This is a genomic window from Curtobacterium sp. Curtsp57 (genome assembly GCF_047324335.1).
GTDB lineage: Bacteria > Actinomycetota > Actinomycetes > Actinomycetales > Microbacteriaceae > Curtobacterium.
In genome coordinates this window covers 727,820-743,378 of the sequence record NZ_CP168511.1, presented here as the reverse complement: position 1 = coordinate 743,378, position 15,559 = coordinate 727,820, and the positions used below count along the sequence as shown (strand labels likewise).

The 15,559-nt window shown below is 70.2% G+C and carries 13 protein-coding genes and 1 tRNA gene; 12 read left to right on the top strand and 2 right to left on the bottom strand.

Annotated elements, in window-relative coordinates:
- Positions 1-2: 2 nt before the first annotated feature.
- Positions 3-485: an aminoacyl-tRNA deacylase gene (locus ACEN9V_RS03490; protein ID WP_402728488.1), complete on the bottom strand. Its 483-nt coding sequence runs from the start codon at positions 483-485 to the stop codon at positions 3-5.
- 47 nt (positions 486-532) lie between these two features.
- On the opposite strand from ACEN9V_RS03490, the gene dusB reads away from it, so the two are divergent.
- The 11 genes from dusB (at position 533) to ACEN9V_RS03435 (ending at position 13,932) form a co-directional block, all read left to right on the top strand.
- Positions 533-1,687: a tRNA dihydrouridine synthase DusB gene (gene dusB, locus ACEN9V_RS03485; protein ID WP_402728489.1), complete on the top strand. Its 1,155-nt coding sequence runs from the start codon at positions 533-535 to the stop codon at positions 1,685-1,687.
- The gene (locus ACEN9V_RS03480; protein ID WP_413602150.1) at positions 1,684-2,973 is read left to right on the top strand and encodes a deoxyguanosinetriphosphate triphosphohydrolase; all 1,290 of its coding nucleotides are present in this window, start codon (positions 1,684-1,686) and stop codon (positions 2,971-2,973) included. Before dusB ends, ACEN9V_RS03480 begins: the two co-directional genes overlap by 4 nt.
- A 96-nt stretch (positions 2,974-3,069) precedes the next feature.
- Entirely contained in the window at positions 3,070-4,959 is a 1,890-nt protein-coding gene (gene dnaG / locus ACEN9V_RS03475; RefSeq protein ID WP_413602149.1) for a DNA primase, read from the top strand.
- 597 nt (positions 4,960-5,556) lie between these two features.
- Positions 5,557-7,191: an ABC transporter substrate-binding protein gene (locus tag ACEN9V_RS03470; RefSeq protein ID WP_402728492.1), complete on the top strand. Its 1,635-nt coding sequence runs from the start codon at positions 5,557-5,559 to the stop codon at positions 7,189-7,191.
- 120 nt (positions 7,192-7,311) lie between these two features.
- Entirely contained in the window at positions 7,312-8,382 is a 1,071-nt protein-coding gene (locus ACEN9V_RS03465) for an ABC transporter permease (RefSeq protein WP_413603032.1), read from the top strand.
- A 2-nt stretch (positions 8,383-8,384) separates the two neighbouring features.
- The gene (locus tag ACEN9V_RS03460) at positions 8,385-9,383 is read left to right on the top strand and encodes an ABC transporter permease (protein WP_413602148.1); all 999 of its coding nucleotides are present in this window, start codon (positions 8,385-8,387) and stop codon (positions 9,381-9,383) included.
- Positions 9,380-11,074 carry an ABC transporter ATP-binding protein gene (locus ACEN9V_RS03455; protein WP_413602147.1) on the top strand — a complete coding sequence of 565 codons (1,695 nt, stop codon included), beginning with the start codon at positions 9,380-9,382 and terminating at the stop codon, positions 11,072-11,074. Before ACEN9V_RS03460 ends, ACEN9V_RS03455 begins: the two co-directional genes overlap by 4 nt.
- Before the next feature lie 148 nt (positions 11,075-11,222).
- The gene (locus ACEN9V_RS03450; RefSeq protein ID WP_413602146.1) at positions 11,223-12,158 is read left to right on the top strand and encodes an ATP-binding cassette domain-containing protein; all 936 of its coding nucleotides are present in this window, start codon (positions 11,223-11,225) and stop codon (positions 12,156-12,158) included.
- Positions 12,155-13,150, top strand: a complete 996-nt coding sequence (locus ACEN9V_RS03445) for a D-isomer specific 2-hydroxyacid dehydrogenase family protein (protein WP_413602145.1) — start codon at positions 12,155-12,157, stop codon at positions 13,148-13,150. Before ACEN9V_RS03450 ends, ACEN9V_RS03445 begins: the two co-directional genes overlap by 4 nt.
- A 103-nt stretch (positions 13,151-13,253) precedes the next feature.
- Positions 13,254-13,326 (top strand) — tRNA-Asn (locus tag ACEN9V_RS03440).
- A 102-nt stretch (positions 13,327-13,428) separates the two neighbouring features.
- A complete protein-coding gene (locus ACEN9V_RS03435) occupies positions 13,429-13,932 on the top strand; it encodes a hypothetical protein (RefSeq protein WP_413602144.1) in 504 nt (167 codons plus the stop codon).
- Positions 13,933-13,963: 31 nt separating this feature from the next.
- On the opposite strand, the gene def is transcribed toward ACEN9V_RS03435, so the two are convergent.
- Entirely contained in the window at positions 13,964-14,539 is a 576-nt protein-coding gene (gene def, locus ACEN9V_RS03430; protein ID WP_413602143.1) for a peptide deformylase, read from the bottom strand.
- 39 nt (positions 14,540-14,578) lie between these two features.
- Between def and ACEN9V_RS03425 the strand changes: the two genes are divergently transcribed.
- Positions 14,579-15,493 (top strand): DMT family transporter, encoded by a 915-nt coding sequence (locus ACEN9V_RS03425; RefSeq protein WP_281264263.1) that lies wholly within the window; start codon positions 14,579-14,581, stop codon positions 15,491-15,493.
- The last annotated feature ends 66 nt before the right edge of the window (positions 15,494-15,559 follow it).

Genomic DNA, 15,559 nt, shown 5'->3' with positions numbered 1-15,559 from the left:
CCTCAGCGCTGGGGTTCCTCGTCGGTGATGTCCGCGACCGTCGCGCCGTAGGCCGCGATCAGGTCGTCGGCGTCCACGAACGCGCTCGCACCGTGGCGGCCGGCGCCGAGGGCGACCCGGCGGCCGACGATGCGTTCGTCGGCGAAGACCGGCAGGTCCCCGGTCGCACCGATGGGCGTGATGGTGCCGCGTTCGTAGCCGGAGGCCTGGAGCGCGGTCGCTGCATCGGGCATCGACAGCTTGTTCACGCCGACGAGCGCTCGGAGCTTCTTCCACGCGATGCTCCGGCCGCCCGGGACGAGCGCCAAGACGAAGTCGCCGTCGTGGCGCTTGACGACCAGGGTCTTGACGATGTCGCCCGGGGTGATGCCGAGCAGGTCTGCTGCCTCGGCGAGGGAGTTCGCGGCCGGTCGTTCGACCACCTCGACCCGGAGTCCGCGGGCTGCGGCGTCGGCGTCGAATCGGGCGATGGCATCGGTCGTCATGGGGAGAACGCTACCGGCGCGTGCCGACGTGGGAGAATGGAACCCGTATGACGATCACACAAGCCCCCCGGAAGCCCCTGCGCATCGGCCCGATCGAGGTCGACGTGCCCGTCGTGCTCGCGCCGATGGCGGGCATCACGAACATGGCGTACCGCCGGCTCTGTCGTGAGTACGGTGCCGGGCTGTACGTCTGCGAGATGATCACCTCCCGCGCCCTGGTCGAGCGCACGCCGGTGTCGATGCAGCTCATCCAGCACCACGAGTCCGAGACCCCTCGCTCCATCCAGCTGTACGGCGTCGAGCCGAACACGGTGGCAGAAGCCGCGACGATCCTGGTCGGCGAAGACCGTGCCGACCACATCGACCTGAACTTCGGGTGCCCGGTGCCGAAGGTCACGCGCAAGGGCGGGGGAGCGGCGTTGCCGTGGAAGACCGAGCTCTTCAAGGAGCTCGTCACGAAGACCGTCCGTGCCGCCGGTGACGTCCCGGTCACCGTGAAGATGCGCAAGGGCATCGACGCCGACCACCTCACGTACATCGACGCCGCACGCATCGCGCGCGACGCCGGTGTCGCCGCGGTCTCGCTGCACGCGCGCACCGCGAACGAGCACTACTCCGGCGAAGCCGACTGGTCCGCGATCGCGACCTTGAAGGAAGCCGTCACCGACATCCCGGTCCTCGGCAACGGCGACATCTGGTCGGCTGCCGACGCGCTCCGCATGGTCGACGAGACCGGTTGCGACGGTGTCGTGGTGGGGCGTGGGTGCCTCGGCCGGCCGTGGCTCTTCGGCGACCTCGCGGCGGCGTTCCGGGGCGAGGGCCTGCGGTACATGCCGTCCCTCGGAGAGGTCGCGGTCGGGTTCCGTCGGCACGCCGAGCTCCTCGTCGAGTTCTTCGGGTCCGAAGAACACGGCTGCCGGGACATCCGGAAGCACGTCGCCTGGTACTTCAAGGGGTACCCGATCGGCGGTGACGTCCGGTCCGGGCTCGCCATGGCGTCCAGCCTGCAGGAGATCGACGACCTGCTCGCACAGCTCGACCACGACGCGCCGTACCCGGGTGCCGACGCCGAAGGCCCCCGTGGTCGTGCGGGACACCCCAAGCGCACGGCACTGCCCGACCGCTGGCTCGAGAGCCGCGACGTCGACGCCGAGTTCCGCAAGGTCCTCGCGGCCGCCGAGCTGCACCACAGCGGCGGATGAGCGCCACGAGCTCGTACGGGCCGGCCGACGCGGAACGCTGGCTGCCCGAGGAACACGGCAACCGCCGCAGCGACTTCGCCCGCGACCGCGCCCGGCTGCTGCACTCCAGTGCGCTCCGCCGTCTCGCCGCCAAGACCCAGGTGCTGAGCCCGACCACCGGCCTCGACTTCGCCCGGAACCGCCTGACGCACTCGCTCGAGGTCGCGCAGGTCGGGCGGGAACTCGCCGACTCGCTCGGCCTCGACCCCGACGTCGTGGACACCGCCTGCCTGGCGCACGACATCGGCCACCCGCCGTTCGGCCACAACGGCGAGACCGCGGTGAACGCCTGGGCCGCCGGCATCGGTGGCTTCGAGGGCAACGCGCAGACCCTGCGGCTCCTGACCCGGCTCGAGCCGAAGGTCTACGGCTCCGGTCCCGATACGGACCGCGCCTACGGGCTGAACCTGACGCGGGCCTCACTCGACGCCTCGTGCAAGTACCCGTGGCCGGCGTCGCAGGGTGTCGCCGAGTCCTCGTCCGGACGCACCAAGTTCGGCTTCTACGACGACGACCACGACGCCTTCGAGTGGCTCCGTGCAGGTGCTCCCCGCCGGCAGCGCTGCATCGAGGCCCAGGTGATGGACCTCTCCGACGACATCGCGTACTCCGTGCACGACTTCGAGGACGCCGTCGTCGCCGGGTTCATCGACGTCGCCGCGCTGGGGGACCGCGTCGGCGAGAACGACATCGTGTCCGCCATGCACGCCTGGGTCGGGGACGACCTCAGTCGCGACGAACTCCTCGAGGCGTTCGACCGGCTGCGATCGCTGCCGCTGTGGATGACGTCGTACGACGGCTCCCGGCAGGACGCCGCCCGCCTGAAGAACCTGACGTCGCAGCTCATCGGTCGGTTCGCCAGGACGGCCACCACGGCGACCCGGCAGGCGTACGCGTCCGGGTCGCTCGTCCGGTTCGCCGCGTCGGTGGTCACCCCGCCGGAGATCATCGGCGAGATCGCCGTGCTCAAGGGGATCGTCGCCGCGTTCGTGATGACCCACGGCGACCGGCAGCCCGTGTACGAGGACCAGCGCCGGATCCTCACCGAGCTCCTCGACGCGATCGCCGACCGCGGCGTGTCAGCGCTCGAGCCGGGCTTCGCCGCCGACTGGCGCGGTGCGCGTGACGACACTGCACGGCTGCGCGCGGTCGTCGACCAGGTCGCGAGCCTGACCGACCAGGGCGCCCTGGCATGGCACCGGCGGCTCGTCGTCGGCGACCGGGAAGCCGTCCACATCCCCGTCTGAGCCGTCCGCGCGGCTGTGCACGGCTCGTGCTGCGCGGCTGTGCACAGCTCGTGCCGAGCGGTCGGCGCGGTCGGTCCGGCGAACTAGGATCGAGGGGTGGCTGGACTCATCGCGCGGAACGACATCGACGAGGTCCGCGCACGCGTGAACATCGCCGACGTCGTCGGCGACTACGTCACGCTCAAGTCCGCTGGAGTCGGGTCCTTGAAGGGCCTCTGCCCGTTCCACGACGAGCGCTCTCCGTCCTTCCACGTCCGCCCACAGGTCGGTCGCTACCACTGCTTCGGGTGCGGGGAGGACGGCGACGTCTTCAGCTTCATCATGAAGCAGGACCACACCACGTTCTCCGAAGCGGTCGAGCGGATGGCGGCCAAGATCGGCTTCACCCTCCACTACGAAGAGGGCGACGGGCCGCGGACCGACTACAACACGCGCGCACGGTTGATCGCGGCGAACGAAGCGGCGCAGCAGTTCTACGTCGCCCAGCTCACCTCCCCGCAGGCGGATCCAGCACGCCGGTTCCTGGGAGAGCGCGGCTTCGACCCGTCCGCCGCACAGCACTTCGGCGTCGGGTTCGCGCCGAAGTCCTACGACGCGCTCAAGGACCACCTCAAGGGCCGCGGCTTCACGATGGAAGAGCTCATCTCCGCCGGGCTCGTCGGTCAAGGGGACCGTTCACCGTACGACCGGTTCCGCGGGCGCCTGATGTGGCCGATCCGCGACGTCACGGGTGCCACGATCGGGTTCGGCGCCCGTCGGCTCCTCGACGACGACAAGGGCCCGAAGTACCTCAACACCCCCGAGACGCCGATCTACCACAAGAGCCAGGTGCTCTACGGGCTCGACCTCGCCCGGCGCGACATCTCGAAACAGAAGCAGGTCGTCATCGTCGAGGGCTACACCGACGTCATGGCCTGCCACCTCGCCGGGGTGACGACCGCCGTCGCCACGTGCGGCACCTCGTTCGGCGTCGACCACATCAAGGTGCTGCGTCCGATGCTCGGCGACGTCAGCGGCGCCGACCCGAACGCCAACGGGGAGGTCGTCTTCACGTTCGACCCGGACGAAGCCGGGCAGCGGGCGGCATCCCGCGCCTTCGCCGAGGAACAGCGGTTCGCTGCGCAGACCTACGTCGCGGTGGCACCAGGTGGGCTCGACCCGTGCGACCTCCGGCTGGCCAGGGGCGACGACGCGATCCGGCGGCTCGTCACGAACAAGCGGCCGATGTTCGAGTTCATGATCCGGCGCACGCTCGACGGGCACGACCTCGAGACGGTGGAGGGGCGGGTCGCTGCGCTCCGTTCCGCGGCACCGGTCCTCGCCGGCATCCGGGACCGTTCGTTGACGCAGGGCTACGTCCGCGAGCTCGCCGGGTGGCTCGGGATGGAGATGGGCGACGTCCGTCGCGCGGTCGATGGTGCTCGTTCCCGATCGTCGTCCGTGCCCGTCGGCCAGGCCGGCCCCGGTGGTCAGATGGTCGCCCCGCTCGACGAGCCCGTCGCCGGGATCCGGTCGCTCCCGAACGACCCGATCACCCGCATGGAGCGCGACGCCGTGATGGCGATGGTGCAGCAGCCGACGTCGGTGGGTGCACCCCTGCTCGGGCTGGCGGCCGCCGCGACGTTCTCCGCGCCGATGCTCGCCGTCGTCCGTGACGCCGTCGTCGCCAACGTCGACTCGCTCGGACGGTCGGACTGGCTGGACCGCCTGACCGCCGACGTGCCCGCCCCGGTCAGGGGACTCGTGTCGGAGCTCGCGCTCGCGCCGATCCCCGCCCGCAACGACGAGGACCTGGCGATCTACTGCCGGGGGATCGTCGTGGCCCTGGTCGAGCGGGACCTGCTCGCGCGCAAGGCGTCACTGCTCGGGCAGCTCCAGCGCGCCGATCCGAACGAGAACGCCGATCGTCGCGGCGAGATCCAGCGCCAGCTCGTCGACATCGACGCGCAGCGCATGCGACTCCGCGCCGACGCCGACCCCGCCTGACCCGCCGTCCTGGGCTCCACGCCCTGCTGCCGTGTCCTGTGCCTCGTGCTCCTGGTCCTCGTCGTCCGGTGCCTCGTGCTTCTGGTCCTCGTCGTCCGGTGCCTCGTGCTCCTGGTCCCACGCCCGACGAGTGGTCACGACACCCCGCTCATGTTCGCCGACCGGTCTCGATCCGTTGGTCGTGCGCACGTGCAGCGACGACCCGTGACCGGTCGGCGAGGTGCGTGCGGGGTGTCGTGACCGGTCGTGCTGTGACCCGTCGGCGAGGTGCGTGCGGGGTGTCGTGACCGCTCGTCCCGTGCACGTCGCTCGTCCCGTGCACGTCGCTCGTCCCGTGCACGTCGGTCGTTCCGTGCGCGTCACTCGGCCGCGCGCGGTCGTGTTGTGGTGCGCAACTTTCGTGCGCGGCGCGCCGCGCGTGACGGCCGGATGATGCGGCATGCGCAGCACTCCTGCGTTACAGCGGTGTAAAAAAAGCGGCCCCGCCGGAAGAAGTTCCATGGCAGGGTGTCTCTCAATGAGTGTCCCGGGCCGGTACACAGCGGTTCCACCACCGACCCAGGGGCTCCTGCAACCAACAGCAGAGAGGCATCGGACATGGCATCCGTGTTCAAGAAGCGCACAGCCACGTGGGGCAAGCGCACGATCGCGCTCGGCGCGGGAGCAGCAGCGACGGCGCTGGTGCTGACCGGCTGCGCGGGCGGCGGCAGCGGCTCGTCCACCGACCTGAACGGCCTGATCATCGGCACGACCGACTCGATCACGTCGCTCGACCCGGCGGGCTCCTACGACAACGGCTCGTTCGCCGTGCAGAACCAGGTGTTCCCGTTCCTGATGAACACCCCGGTCGGCAGCCCGGACGTCAAGCCGGACATCGCGACCAAGGGCGAGTTCACGGACCCGACGACCTACACGGTCACGCTCAAGAAGGGGCTCGAGTTCGCGAACGGCAACAAGCTCACCTCGAGCGACGTGAAGTTCTCGTTCAACCGTGAACTGAAGATCAACAACGAGAACGGCCCGCAGTCGCTGCTCGCGAACCTCAAGAGCATCGACACGCCGAACGCCACGACCGTGGTGTTCCACCTGGACCACGCCGACCAGACCTGGCCGCAGGTGCTCTCGAGCCCCGCCGGTCCGATCGTCGACGAGGACGTCTTCTCGGCGGACAAGCTCACCCCCGCCGCGGACATCGTCAAGGGCAAGGCGTTCGCCGGGCAGTACGAGATCACCTCGTACAAGGAAAACCAGCTCATCCAGTACAAGGCCAACCCCAAGTACGACGGGCTGCTCGGCAAGGCGAAGACGGACGAGGTGACGGCCAACTACTACACGAAGGAGACCGACCTCAAGCTCGCCGTGCAGAAGGGCGACGTCGACGTGGCGTACCGCTCGCTGACGCCGACCGACATCGCGTCGCTCCGCAAGGACGACAAGCTCACGGTCACCGACGGCCCCGGCGGTGAGATCCGCTACCTGGTCTTCAACTTCAAGTCGCAGCCCTTCGGGACCGGCCAGTCCGACTCCGACGAGGCGAAGGCCCTCGCCGTGCGGCAGGCCGTGGCGGACGTCGTCGACCGCGACGCGCTCGCCAAGGAGGTCTACAACAACACGTACACGCCGCTGTACTCGATGGTGCCCGACGGCCTCACCGGTGCTGCGACGCCGTTCAAGTCGATGTACGGCGACGGCAACGGCGCGCCGGACGTGGACAAGGCGAAGAAGACCCTCGCCGACGCCGGTGTCGACGGCAAGATCCAGCTCGACATCCAGTACGCGCCCGACCACTACGGTTCGGCGTCGGACGACGAGTACGCCCTGCTGAAGACGCAGCTCGAGAAGTCGGGCCTGTTCACCGTGAACATCCAGTCGACGGTCTACACGACGTACGCCCAGGAGCGCACGAAGGACTCCTACCCGGAGTACCAGCTCGGCTGGTTCCCGGACTTCTCGGACGCCGACAACTACCTGTCGCCGTTCTTCACGAAGGACAACTTCGTGCAGAACCACTACGACGACCCGACGATCCAGGACCTCATCGCGAAGGAGCAGGCCGAGTCCGACCCGGCCAAGCGCGCTGACCTGATCGAGCAGGCGCAGGAGCGCGAGGCGACGCAGATCTCGACGCTGCCGCTCCTGCAGGGCAAGTCCGTCGCGGTCGCGTCGAAGGACGTCAAGGGCCTGAAGCTCGACGCGTCGTTCAAGTTCCGCTACGCAACGCTGAGCAAGTAAGCACCACCCCGGAGGGGGCGTTCCGCAGGCCGGAACGCCCCCTTCGGCCGCGCAGGACCACCGGTCCACACACAGGACCCGAAAGGCACCCACCCAGTGACCCTCACGACCCCAGAGGCGATCGACACCGAGCCCACGAAGCCGGCGGCACAACGCAGTGCCAAGTCCGGCGGTGGCATCGGGCGGTACGTCCTCGTCAGATTCCTCCTGATCTTCCCGACCGTCTTCATCCTGGTGACGCTCGTGTTCTTCCTGATGCGCATCATCGGGAACCCGATCGTCGCGTCCGTCGGCGGCCGGCTGACCCAGGCGCAGCTGCAGGAGCGCCTGCACGCCGCCGGCTACGACCGACCGGTGATCGTCCAGTACCTCGAGTACCTCGGCAACATCGCCCGTGGCGACTTCGGCACGACCGCGACCGACCACCGTCCGATCACCGAGATCATCGTCACGTACGGCGGTGCGACCGCGGAGCTCGTGTTCTACGCGCTCATCGTCGCGCTCGTCCTCGGCATCCCGCTCGGCATGCTCGCGGCGTACCTCCGTGACAAGTGGCCGGACGTGCTGCTCCGCGCGCTCGCGATCCTCACCTACGCGACACCGGTGTTCTTCGGCGGTCTCCTCATGAAGCTCGTCTTCTCGGTGTGGCTCGGCTGGTTGCCCCTCAGCGACCGGGCGTCGACAAGAGTGGAGCTCGCGCTCGACCAGGTCCCCGGTGCGACCGGCATCTACATCATCGACGCGCTCCGCACCGGCAACGGCCAGATCATCGGCGACGTGCTGCTGCACGCCGTGCTGCCCGCGCTGACGCTCGGCCTCCTCACCGCAGGCATCTTCCTGCGCCTGGTGCGCGCGAACATGATCGGCTCGCTCGGCTCCGAGTACGTCGATGCGGCCCGCTCCCGCGGTGTCCGCGAGTCCCGACTCGTCCGGACGCACGCGTTCCGCCCGGCCCTGGTGCCGATCATCACGGTGATGGGCCTGCAGATCGCGATGCTCCTCGGCGGCTCGGTGCTCACCGAGACGACGTTCGGCTGGCGCGGCCTCGGCTTCGAGCTCAACCAGTACCTGTCGGCCCGTGACTTCGTCGCGGTCCAGGGCATCGTCGCGATGCTCGCGGTGATCGTCGCGGTGACGAACTTCATCGTGGACGTCGTCGCGGCCCTGATCGACCCGAGAGTGAGGTTCTGACGATGACCGATGCGTCCCTCGTCGACCGCCACGAGCCGCTCTGGAAGCGCCTCCCCATCGTCGTCCAGCTCCGCAGGAGCACCGGATGGCAGCGCGCCATGCTCATCACGGGCGTCGTCATCTGCGCCCTGTACCTCCTCGTCGCGGTGTTCGCACCACTCATCGCCCCGTACGGCTTCGGCCAGCTGCAGGGTGCTGACGGGGCGAACTTCCCCCGCACCGGTGCCCCGAGCGCCGAGCACATCTGGGGCACCACGGTCGGCGGCTTCGACGTGTTCAGCCGCGTCGTGTTCGGCGCCCGCACCGCGGTGCTCGTCGTCATCGTCGCGGTGGTCGTCTCGATCATCGTCGGCGTGCTGCTCGGCATGGTCTCCGGCTACATCGGCGGATGGCTCGACCGCATCCTGGTCGTCGTCGCCGACGCGATCTACGCGTTCCCGTCCCTGCTGCTCGCGATCGTCGTCTCGATCGTGGTCTCCGGCGGCAACTCGAGCTACTACGGCGGCATCACGGCCGCGGCGATCTCGATCACTGTCGTCTACGTCCCGCAGTACTTCCGCGTGGTCCGAGCAGAGGCCGTCCGGCTGAAGAACGACGCGTTCGTCGAGTCCGCCCGCGTGATGGGCACGAACCCGTGGCGCATCATGACGCGCCACGTGCTCCGCAACTCGACCCGGTCGCTGCCGCTGATCCTGACCCTCAACGCGTCCGACGCGATCCTGACGCTCGCCGGCCTCGGGTTCCTCGGGTTCGGCATCGGTCCGACCGCCGGCGCCGAGTGGGGCTACGACCTCAGTCGCGCGCTCTCCGACGTGGCGTCCGGCGTCTGGTGGACCGGCGTCTACCCGGGTGTCGCGATCGTGGTGCTGGTGCTCGGCGTCACGTTCGTCGGCGAGAGCCTCAACGACATCTCCGATCCCCGCCTGCGAGCGCGCCGGCGGCTGAAGCAGCTGGTCTCCACGCGTGACAAGGCGACAGCAGCGGAAGGGGCAGCAGCATGACCGACGCGACCAACAGCCTCCAGTCCGAACGGAAGGAACCGGTCGTCGTCGTCGACGACCTCACCGTCACCTTCGCAACAGACGGCGGCGCCGTCGACGCGGTCAAGGGCGTCAGCATCGACGTCCGACCCGGCGAGGTCCTCGCCCTGGTCGGCGAGTCCGGCTCCGGCAAGTCGGTGACCGCCCGCAGCATGCTGCGGCTGATGCCGGAGACGGCGACGCTCGGCGGGGCGGTGATGCTCGACGGCACCGACGTCGTGTCCGTCGGCGCGCAGAAGCTCCGTGAGCTCCGCGGGACCGCCGGTGCGATGGTGTTTCAGGAACCGTCGACCGCACTGAACCCGGTCTTCACCGTCGGGTGGCAGATCGCCGAGGGCCTCCGCGCCCACGGTGGTGTCTCGAAGAAGGAGGCCCGCGCGAAGGCGATCGACTACCTCCGTCGGGTCGGCATCCCGGACCCTGAGGTCCGCGTGGACCACTACCCGCACCAGTTCTCCGGCGGTCAGAAGCAGCGGGTCGTCATCGCGAGTGCGCTGGCGCTCGAGCCGAGCGTGATCATCGCCGACGAGCCGACGACGGCGCTCGACGTCACGGTGCAGGCCGAGATCCTCGACCTGCTCCGCCGCTGCCGCGACGAGTTCGGCGCGGCGATCGTCATCATCACCCACAACATGGGCGTCGTGGCCGACCTGGCCGACCGCGTCGCCGTGATGTACCAGGGCGAGATCGTCGAGGAGGCGCCGGTCGCGGAGCTGTTCGGGAACCCGCAGGCCGACTACACGAAGCGGCTGCTCGCCGCGGTGCCCCGGCTCGAGGCGTCGACCGGCGCTGCGCGCCGGGCGATCATCACCGAGGACGTCGCACCGGTCGTCGAGGCGAAGGGGCTCGAGATCGAGTACCCAGGACGACTCGGCTCGCACGCGTTCAAGGCGGTCAAGGGCGTCGACCTGGCGATCCGTCCGGGCGAGGTCCTCGGCCTGGTGGGGGAGTCCGGCTCCGGCAAGACCACCATCGGACGGGCGATCGCCGGTCTCACGCGGGTGACGGGCGGGTCGCTCGAGGTGCTCGGACACGAGATGCTCGGGTTCAAGGAGCGCGACTTCAAGCCGGTCCGGAAGGACATCGGGTTCGTGTTCCAGGACCCGGCGACGTCGTTCAACCCGCTGCTGACGATCGCCGAGTGCGTCGCCGAACCGCTCATCGTGCACGGCGTCGCGTCGTCACCGCGGGCGGCGCGCAAGCAGGTCGACGAGCTGATGGAGGCCGTGCAGCTCCCCGCGGCGTACGGCGACCGCTACCCGCACGAGCTCTCCGGTGGGCAGCGCCAGCGTGCATCGCTCGCCCGGTCGCTCGCGCTCCGGCCGAAGCTGCTCATCGCCGACGAGCCCACGAGTGCGCTCGATGTGTCGGTGCAGGCCCGTGTGCTGGAGCTCTTCCTCGAGCTGCAGCAGGACTTCGGCTTCGCCTCGCTGTTCATCAGCCACGACCTCGCGGTCGTCGGCGCGCTGTCCGACCGGATCGCGGTGCTGTACCGCGGCGACCTGGTCGAGACCGGCACGACGGCAGAGGTCCTCGGCGCACCGCAGCACCCCTACACGCAGCGCCTGCTGGCGTCGTTGCCGGTACCTGACCCGGCCGAGCAGGCCGAGCGACGGCGTACGCTGGAGCAACTGGAGCACGTCGGGTCCTGACCCGACGGACCGGCCATCCCTGGAGGCCCGGCCTGCGTCGTCGACGCTGGTCGAGCCTCCAGGGCGGTCGGCTCCACTGCACCACGTACGACGCGCGGACGCGTTCCGTCCGCGCTGCGCCCCCAGGGGGCGGCGCGGGAGGGGTTCCATGATCGGGGTCAACGGACCGGCGGTCGTCGCGGACGACGTGTCCATCGAGTACCGGGTGCCAGGCGCCCGACCGATCCGGGCGGTCGACGGCGTCAGCCTGACGGTCCGCAGCGGCGAGATCCTGGCGCTCCTGGGGGAGTCGGGCTCGGGCAAGTCGACGTTCGCGGCGGCGGTCGCCGGCCAGTTCGGCGCCCGTGGCGAGGGCGAGGGTGCGCAGCGTCGGCACATCGTCGGCGGCGAGCTCACCGTCCTCGGGCAGAAGACCCGCGGGCTCCGGGCCTCGTCGCGCCGGCTCGCCCGGCTGACCGGGCGGATCGGGTACCTCTCGCAGGACGCCGCGGACCGCCTGAGCCCCGACCTCACCGTCGGCGAGGCCATCGCCGAACCGATCTACGCCCGTGACCGTCGCTTCGATCGCAAGGAAGCCGGACTCATCGTCGCGCGGCTCGTCGACGCCGTGCACCTGCCGCTCGGCGTGATGCGGCTCAACACGTGGGAGCTCTCCAGCGGGCAGCGCCAACGGGTCGCACTCGCGCAGGCGCTCGTCCTCGAACCGCAGCTCCTCGTCGCCGACGAGCCCGCCCGCGGCGTCGACGTCCTCGTCCGCCAATCCGTGCTCGAGGCCCTGGCGAACCTCCAGCAGGGTCGCCAGTTCTCCGCCGTGGTCGTGTCGAGCGACCTCCGTGAGGCCCGCGCCCTGGCCGATCGCGTCGCCGTCATGAACGAGGGACGCCTGGTCGGGCTCGGGACGTTCGACGAGGTCCTCGACAGCCCCGTGGATCCCTACGTGAAGACCCTCGCCGCGACCGCTGCCCGGCCGGTGAAGCGTCGACCCGCCGGCGGTGCCGCTGGTGCGCCGCGCCGCTCGTCCGCTCCACGCCGTCCGGCGACCGCCGGCACCGGCCCCCGTACCGACCGACAGGAGAACGCGTGACGTCACGTGGCCACCGCGCAGTGCTGACCGACTCGGGAGCGCCGCTGCCGGTGCCACCGCCGACGTCCGGTCCGATCGCGATCCTGCCCTCGCCGGCCGATCTCCACGTGTCGGCCGTGTCCGACGCCGGTGGCACCGTCGCCGCGCTCGACGGCGACACGCGTGGGATCGTGTGGCTCGACCCGCGTGACCCCTCCGGCCTCGAGTCCGCGCTGGACTCCGCGCCCGGCGTCACCTGGGTGCAGCTGCCGTTCGCCGGGGTCGACGCGTTCGCGCACCTGATCTCCGCGCACGGGGACCGCGTGCTCTTCACCTCGGCCAAGGGGGCCTACGCGGAGCCCGTCGCCGAGCACGCCCTCGCGCTGACGCTCGCGACGCTGCGCGTCCTGCCCGCGCGGGCCCGGGCGACGTCGTGGGCGACCGAACCAGAGGGGGTGTCCCTGTACGGCCGGAACGTGCTCGTCATCGGCGCGGGCGGCATCGCGTTGGAGTACATGCGGCTGCTCGCACCCTTCGACGTGGACGTGACGGTCGTCCGCCGGTCGACCTCCCCGGTGCCGGGTGCGTCCCGCACGGTGACGACCGACGACCTCGACGACGTCCTGCCGTCTGCCGACGTCGTGATGATCGCCGCGGCGATGACCTCCGGCACCGCGAAGCTCTTCGGCGCGGCGCAGTTCGCGCGCATGAAGCCGACCGCGCGGCTCGTGAACATCGCCCGCGGCGGACTCGTCGACACGGACGCGCTCGTCGACGCCCTCCGTGCCGGGGAGATCGCCGGCGCCGGTGTCGACGTGACCGACCCGGAGCCCCTTCCGGACGGTCACCCGCTGTGGGAGACGCCGGGCGCGATCATCACGCCGCACCAGGCGGACACGCCCGAGATGGTGGCGCCGTTGCTCGCGGAGCGGGTGCGGGCGAACGTGGAGGCGTTCCTCGCGGAGTCGGGATCCGGCTTCGTCGGCGTCGTGGACCCGGTCGCCGGGTACTGACGCGCGGCGCGCCCGGGGTGCGTGCCGGATGCGCGGGGAGCGTCCGTTGTCCTGCTATGCTGTTACCCGTTGTTCAGACCGGGTCACCCGGGACGACGACTGATCCTCGATAGCTCAATTGGCAGAGCAGCCGGCTGTTAACCGGCAGGTTGTTGGTTCGAGTCCAACTCGGGGAGCGTCAGGCCCTCACCGTCCGCGGTGGGGGCCTTCTCGTTTTCCCGCGCATTGTGCCGATCCTTCACGGCGGGCGCCGGGGTGGATGCTGTTAGCGTTCACAGGTGCACCTCCTCCGTCGAACCGTCCGCGCGGCATGCTGCCTCGTGGTCGCGGGCGTGGTCATGGGCGGGGTCGCTGCGTGTACTGCGGGAGCCGAGTCCGAGCCGGACGACTCCGTCGACAGCACGCCGTCGTCTTCGGTCCCGGCATCGGGCACGGCACCGATGGTGTTCGCGTTCGTCTGCCGGGACGATGGGGTGCCTGGCCGCACGGAGACGTTCACGACCTACTCGGCGGTCTGGGAAGCCGGGCGGACCGACTGCCGGGCGCAGCGCATCACGGGGACCGAGGCGTCGGCGCAGCAGCAGGACGCGGTGGACGCCGCGGCGGGGGAGTCGACGATCGAGCAACTGGCGGCGACCTGCGCAGTGTCCGGGACGGCCCCGTGGACGACCCCGATCGAGTCGGCTGCCGAGGCACGGACGGCCGCAGGGCTCGCGATCTACTGCCCGGGGCATCCGGAGATGGACCACCTGCGCGACGCGATCGCGGCGTACCGGGGCTGAGCCGAGCCTCCAGGCCGGGTTCGACGCTCCGTCAGCCCTCCGGGTGGTCGCGGCCGGGCAGCCAGGACTTGCCCGGTCCGCCCCAGCTCTGCTTCTTGACGGACTTCTGGGACTGCTTGGCGTACGGGTGGACGAGGCGGTCCGCGTAGAGCACGCCGTCGAGGTGGTCGTACTCGTGCTGGAAGATGCGCGCGAGCCAGCCGTGCGCCTCGATCTCGAACGGTTCGCCGTGCTCGTCGACCGCGCGCAGCAGGGCACCCTCGCTCCGGCGCAGCGGGAACCGATCGCCGGGGATGGAGAGGCAGCCCTCGGACTCCTCGTCCTCGTCCAGTTCCTCCACCGACTCGGGCACCGCCGGCGTGATCCACAGAACGGGGTTCACCGCTGCGCCGCGCCAGAGCACGCCGTCATCATCGGTCCATGCGTACACGAAGAGCCGCTTGCCGACACCGACCTGCGGGCCGGCGAGCCCCACACCGGGCGCCAGGTCCATCGTCTCGAACATGTCCGCCACCAGGGAGCGCAGGTCGTCGTCGAAGACGGTTACCTCCTCGGCGCGGACGTGCAGGACGGGTTCACCGGTGATCCGGATGGGGAGAACGGCCATTCACCCAGGTTATCGGGAGCGGTCGGATAGCCTCGACGCGTGACGACGGACCTCCAGCTCCCGGACGCGGTGAACAACCTCACCCCGTTCCAGGCGCTCATGATCCCGGTCGCGCTCATCGGAGCGGTCTTCCTGTCGCTCGGTGCCCAGTTCCAGGCACGCGGGGTCAAGCGGGTCGAAGCGCGCCTCGGCAAGCAGTCGAAGGGCCTGAGCGTCCGGCACATCCTCGGGCTGATCTCGAGCGGGTACTGGGTGCTCGGCACGATCATGCTCGGTGTCGCGGTGGTCCTGCAGCTGATCAGCATCACCTACGCGCCGCTCATCGTCGTCCAGCCGCTCGGCGCCGTGGCGCTCGTCATCACGACCTGGTTCTCGTCGCGGTCCTCCGGGGTCCCCCTCGGGCGACCGGCGCGGCGCGCGGTGTGGACGTGCATCATCGGCGTCGGCCTGTTCGTCGCGATCGCGGCGTTCGTCGGGCACGAGAGCCCGATCACCCGCGCCCAGCTCGTGACCGTGCTGATCATCCTCGCGGTGGTCCTCGTGCTCGTCCTCGTGTCGTTCCGCGTCGTCGCGAAGCACAAGAGCGCGCTCTACTACATCATCGGCGCCGGGGTGCTCTACGGGTTCGTGGCGACCCTGGCGAAGGTCACCCTGAACCGGTTCGTCAACCACACGTTCGACTGGCTCACCGTCCTGGCGATCATCGGCGTCATCGTCGCGGCATCCCTCGGCGGGTACTTCGTGCAGAACGCCTACTCGGCGGGGTCGGCGGACCTGGTCATCGCCGGCCTGACCGTGGTGGACCCGATCGTCGCGGTCGGCATCGGCGTGATCGTCCTCGACGAGGCCGCCGGCGCACCGGCGTTCGCCGTCGTCGGGTTCGTCGTCGCCGCAGCGATCGCGGTGACCGGTGTCTTCATGCTCGCGAAGTACCACCCGGAAGCCAGACGCTGACCGACGCCGTCCCCCTGGAGGCGGGCACCCCGTCCACCGCGCGGCTGACGCGGCCGGGCATCGGCG

What these genes read in the sequence shown, in the direction of transcription:
- ACEN9V_RS03490 (WP_402728488.1), bottom strand. Translation starts at nt 485, where the DNA reads ATGACGACCGATGCCATCGCCCGATTCGACGCCGACGCCGCAGCCCGC.
- dusB (WP_402728489.1), top strand. Translation starts at nt 533, where the DNA reads ATGACGATCACACAAGCCCCCCGGAAGCCCCTGCGCATCGGCCCGATC.
- ACEN9V_RS03480 (WP_413602150.1), top strand. Translation starts at nt 1,684, where the DNA reads ATGAGCGCCACGAGCTCGTACGGGCCGGCCGACGCGGAACGCTGGCTG.
- ACEN9V_RS03470 (WP_402728492.1), top strand. Translation starts at nt 5,557, where the DNA reads ATGGCATCCGTGTTCAAGAAGCGCACAGCCACGTGGGGCAAGCGCACG.
- ACEN9V_RS03460 (WP_413602148.1), top strand. Translation starts at nt 8,385, where the DNA reads ATGACCGATGCGTCCCTCGTCGACCGCCACGAGCCGCTCTGGAAGCGC.
- ACEN9V_RS03455 (WP_413602147.1), top strand. Translation starts at nt 9,380, where the DNA reads ATGACCGACGCGACCAACAGCCTCCAGTCCGAACGGAAGGAACCGGTC.
- ACEN9V_RS03450 (WP_413602146.1), top strand. Translation starts at nt 11,223, where the DNA reads ATGATCGGGGTCAACGGACCGGCGGTCGTCGCGGACGACGTGTCCATC.
- def (WP_413602143.1), bottom strand. Translation starts at nt 14,539, where the DNA reads ATGGCCGTTCTCCCCATCCGGATCACCGGTGAACCCGTCCTGCACGTC.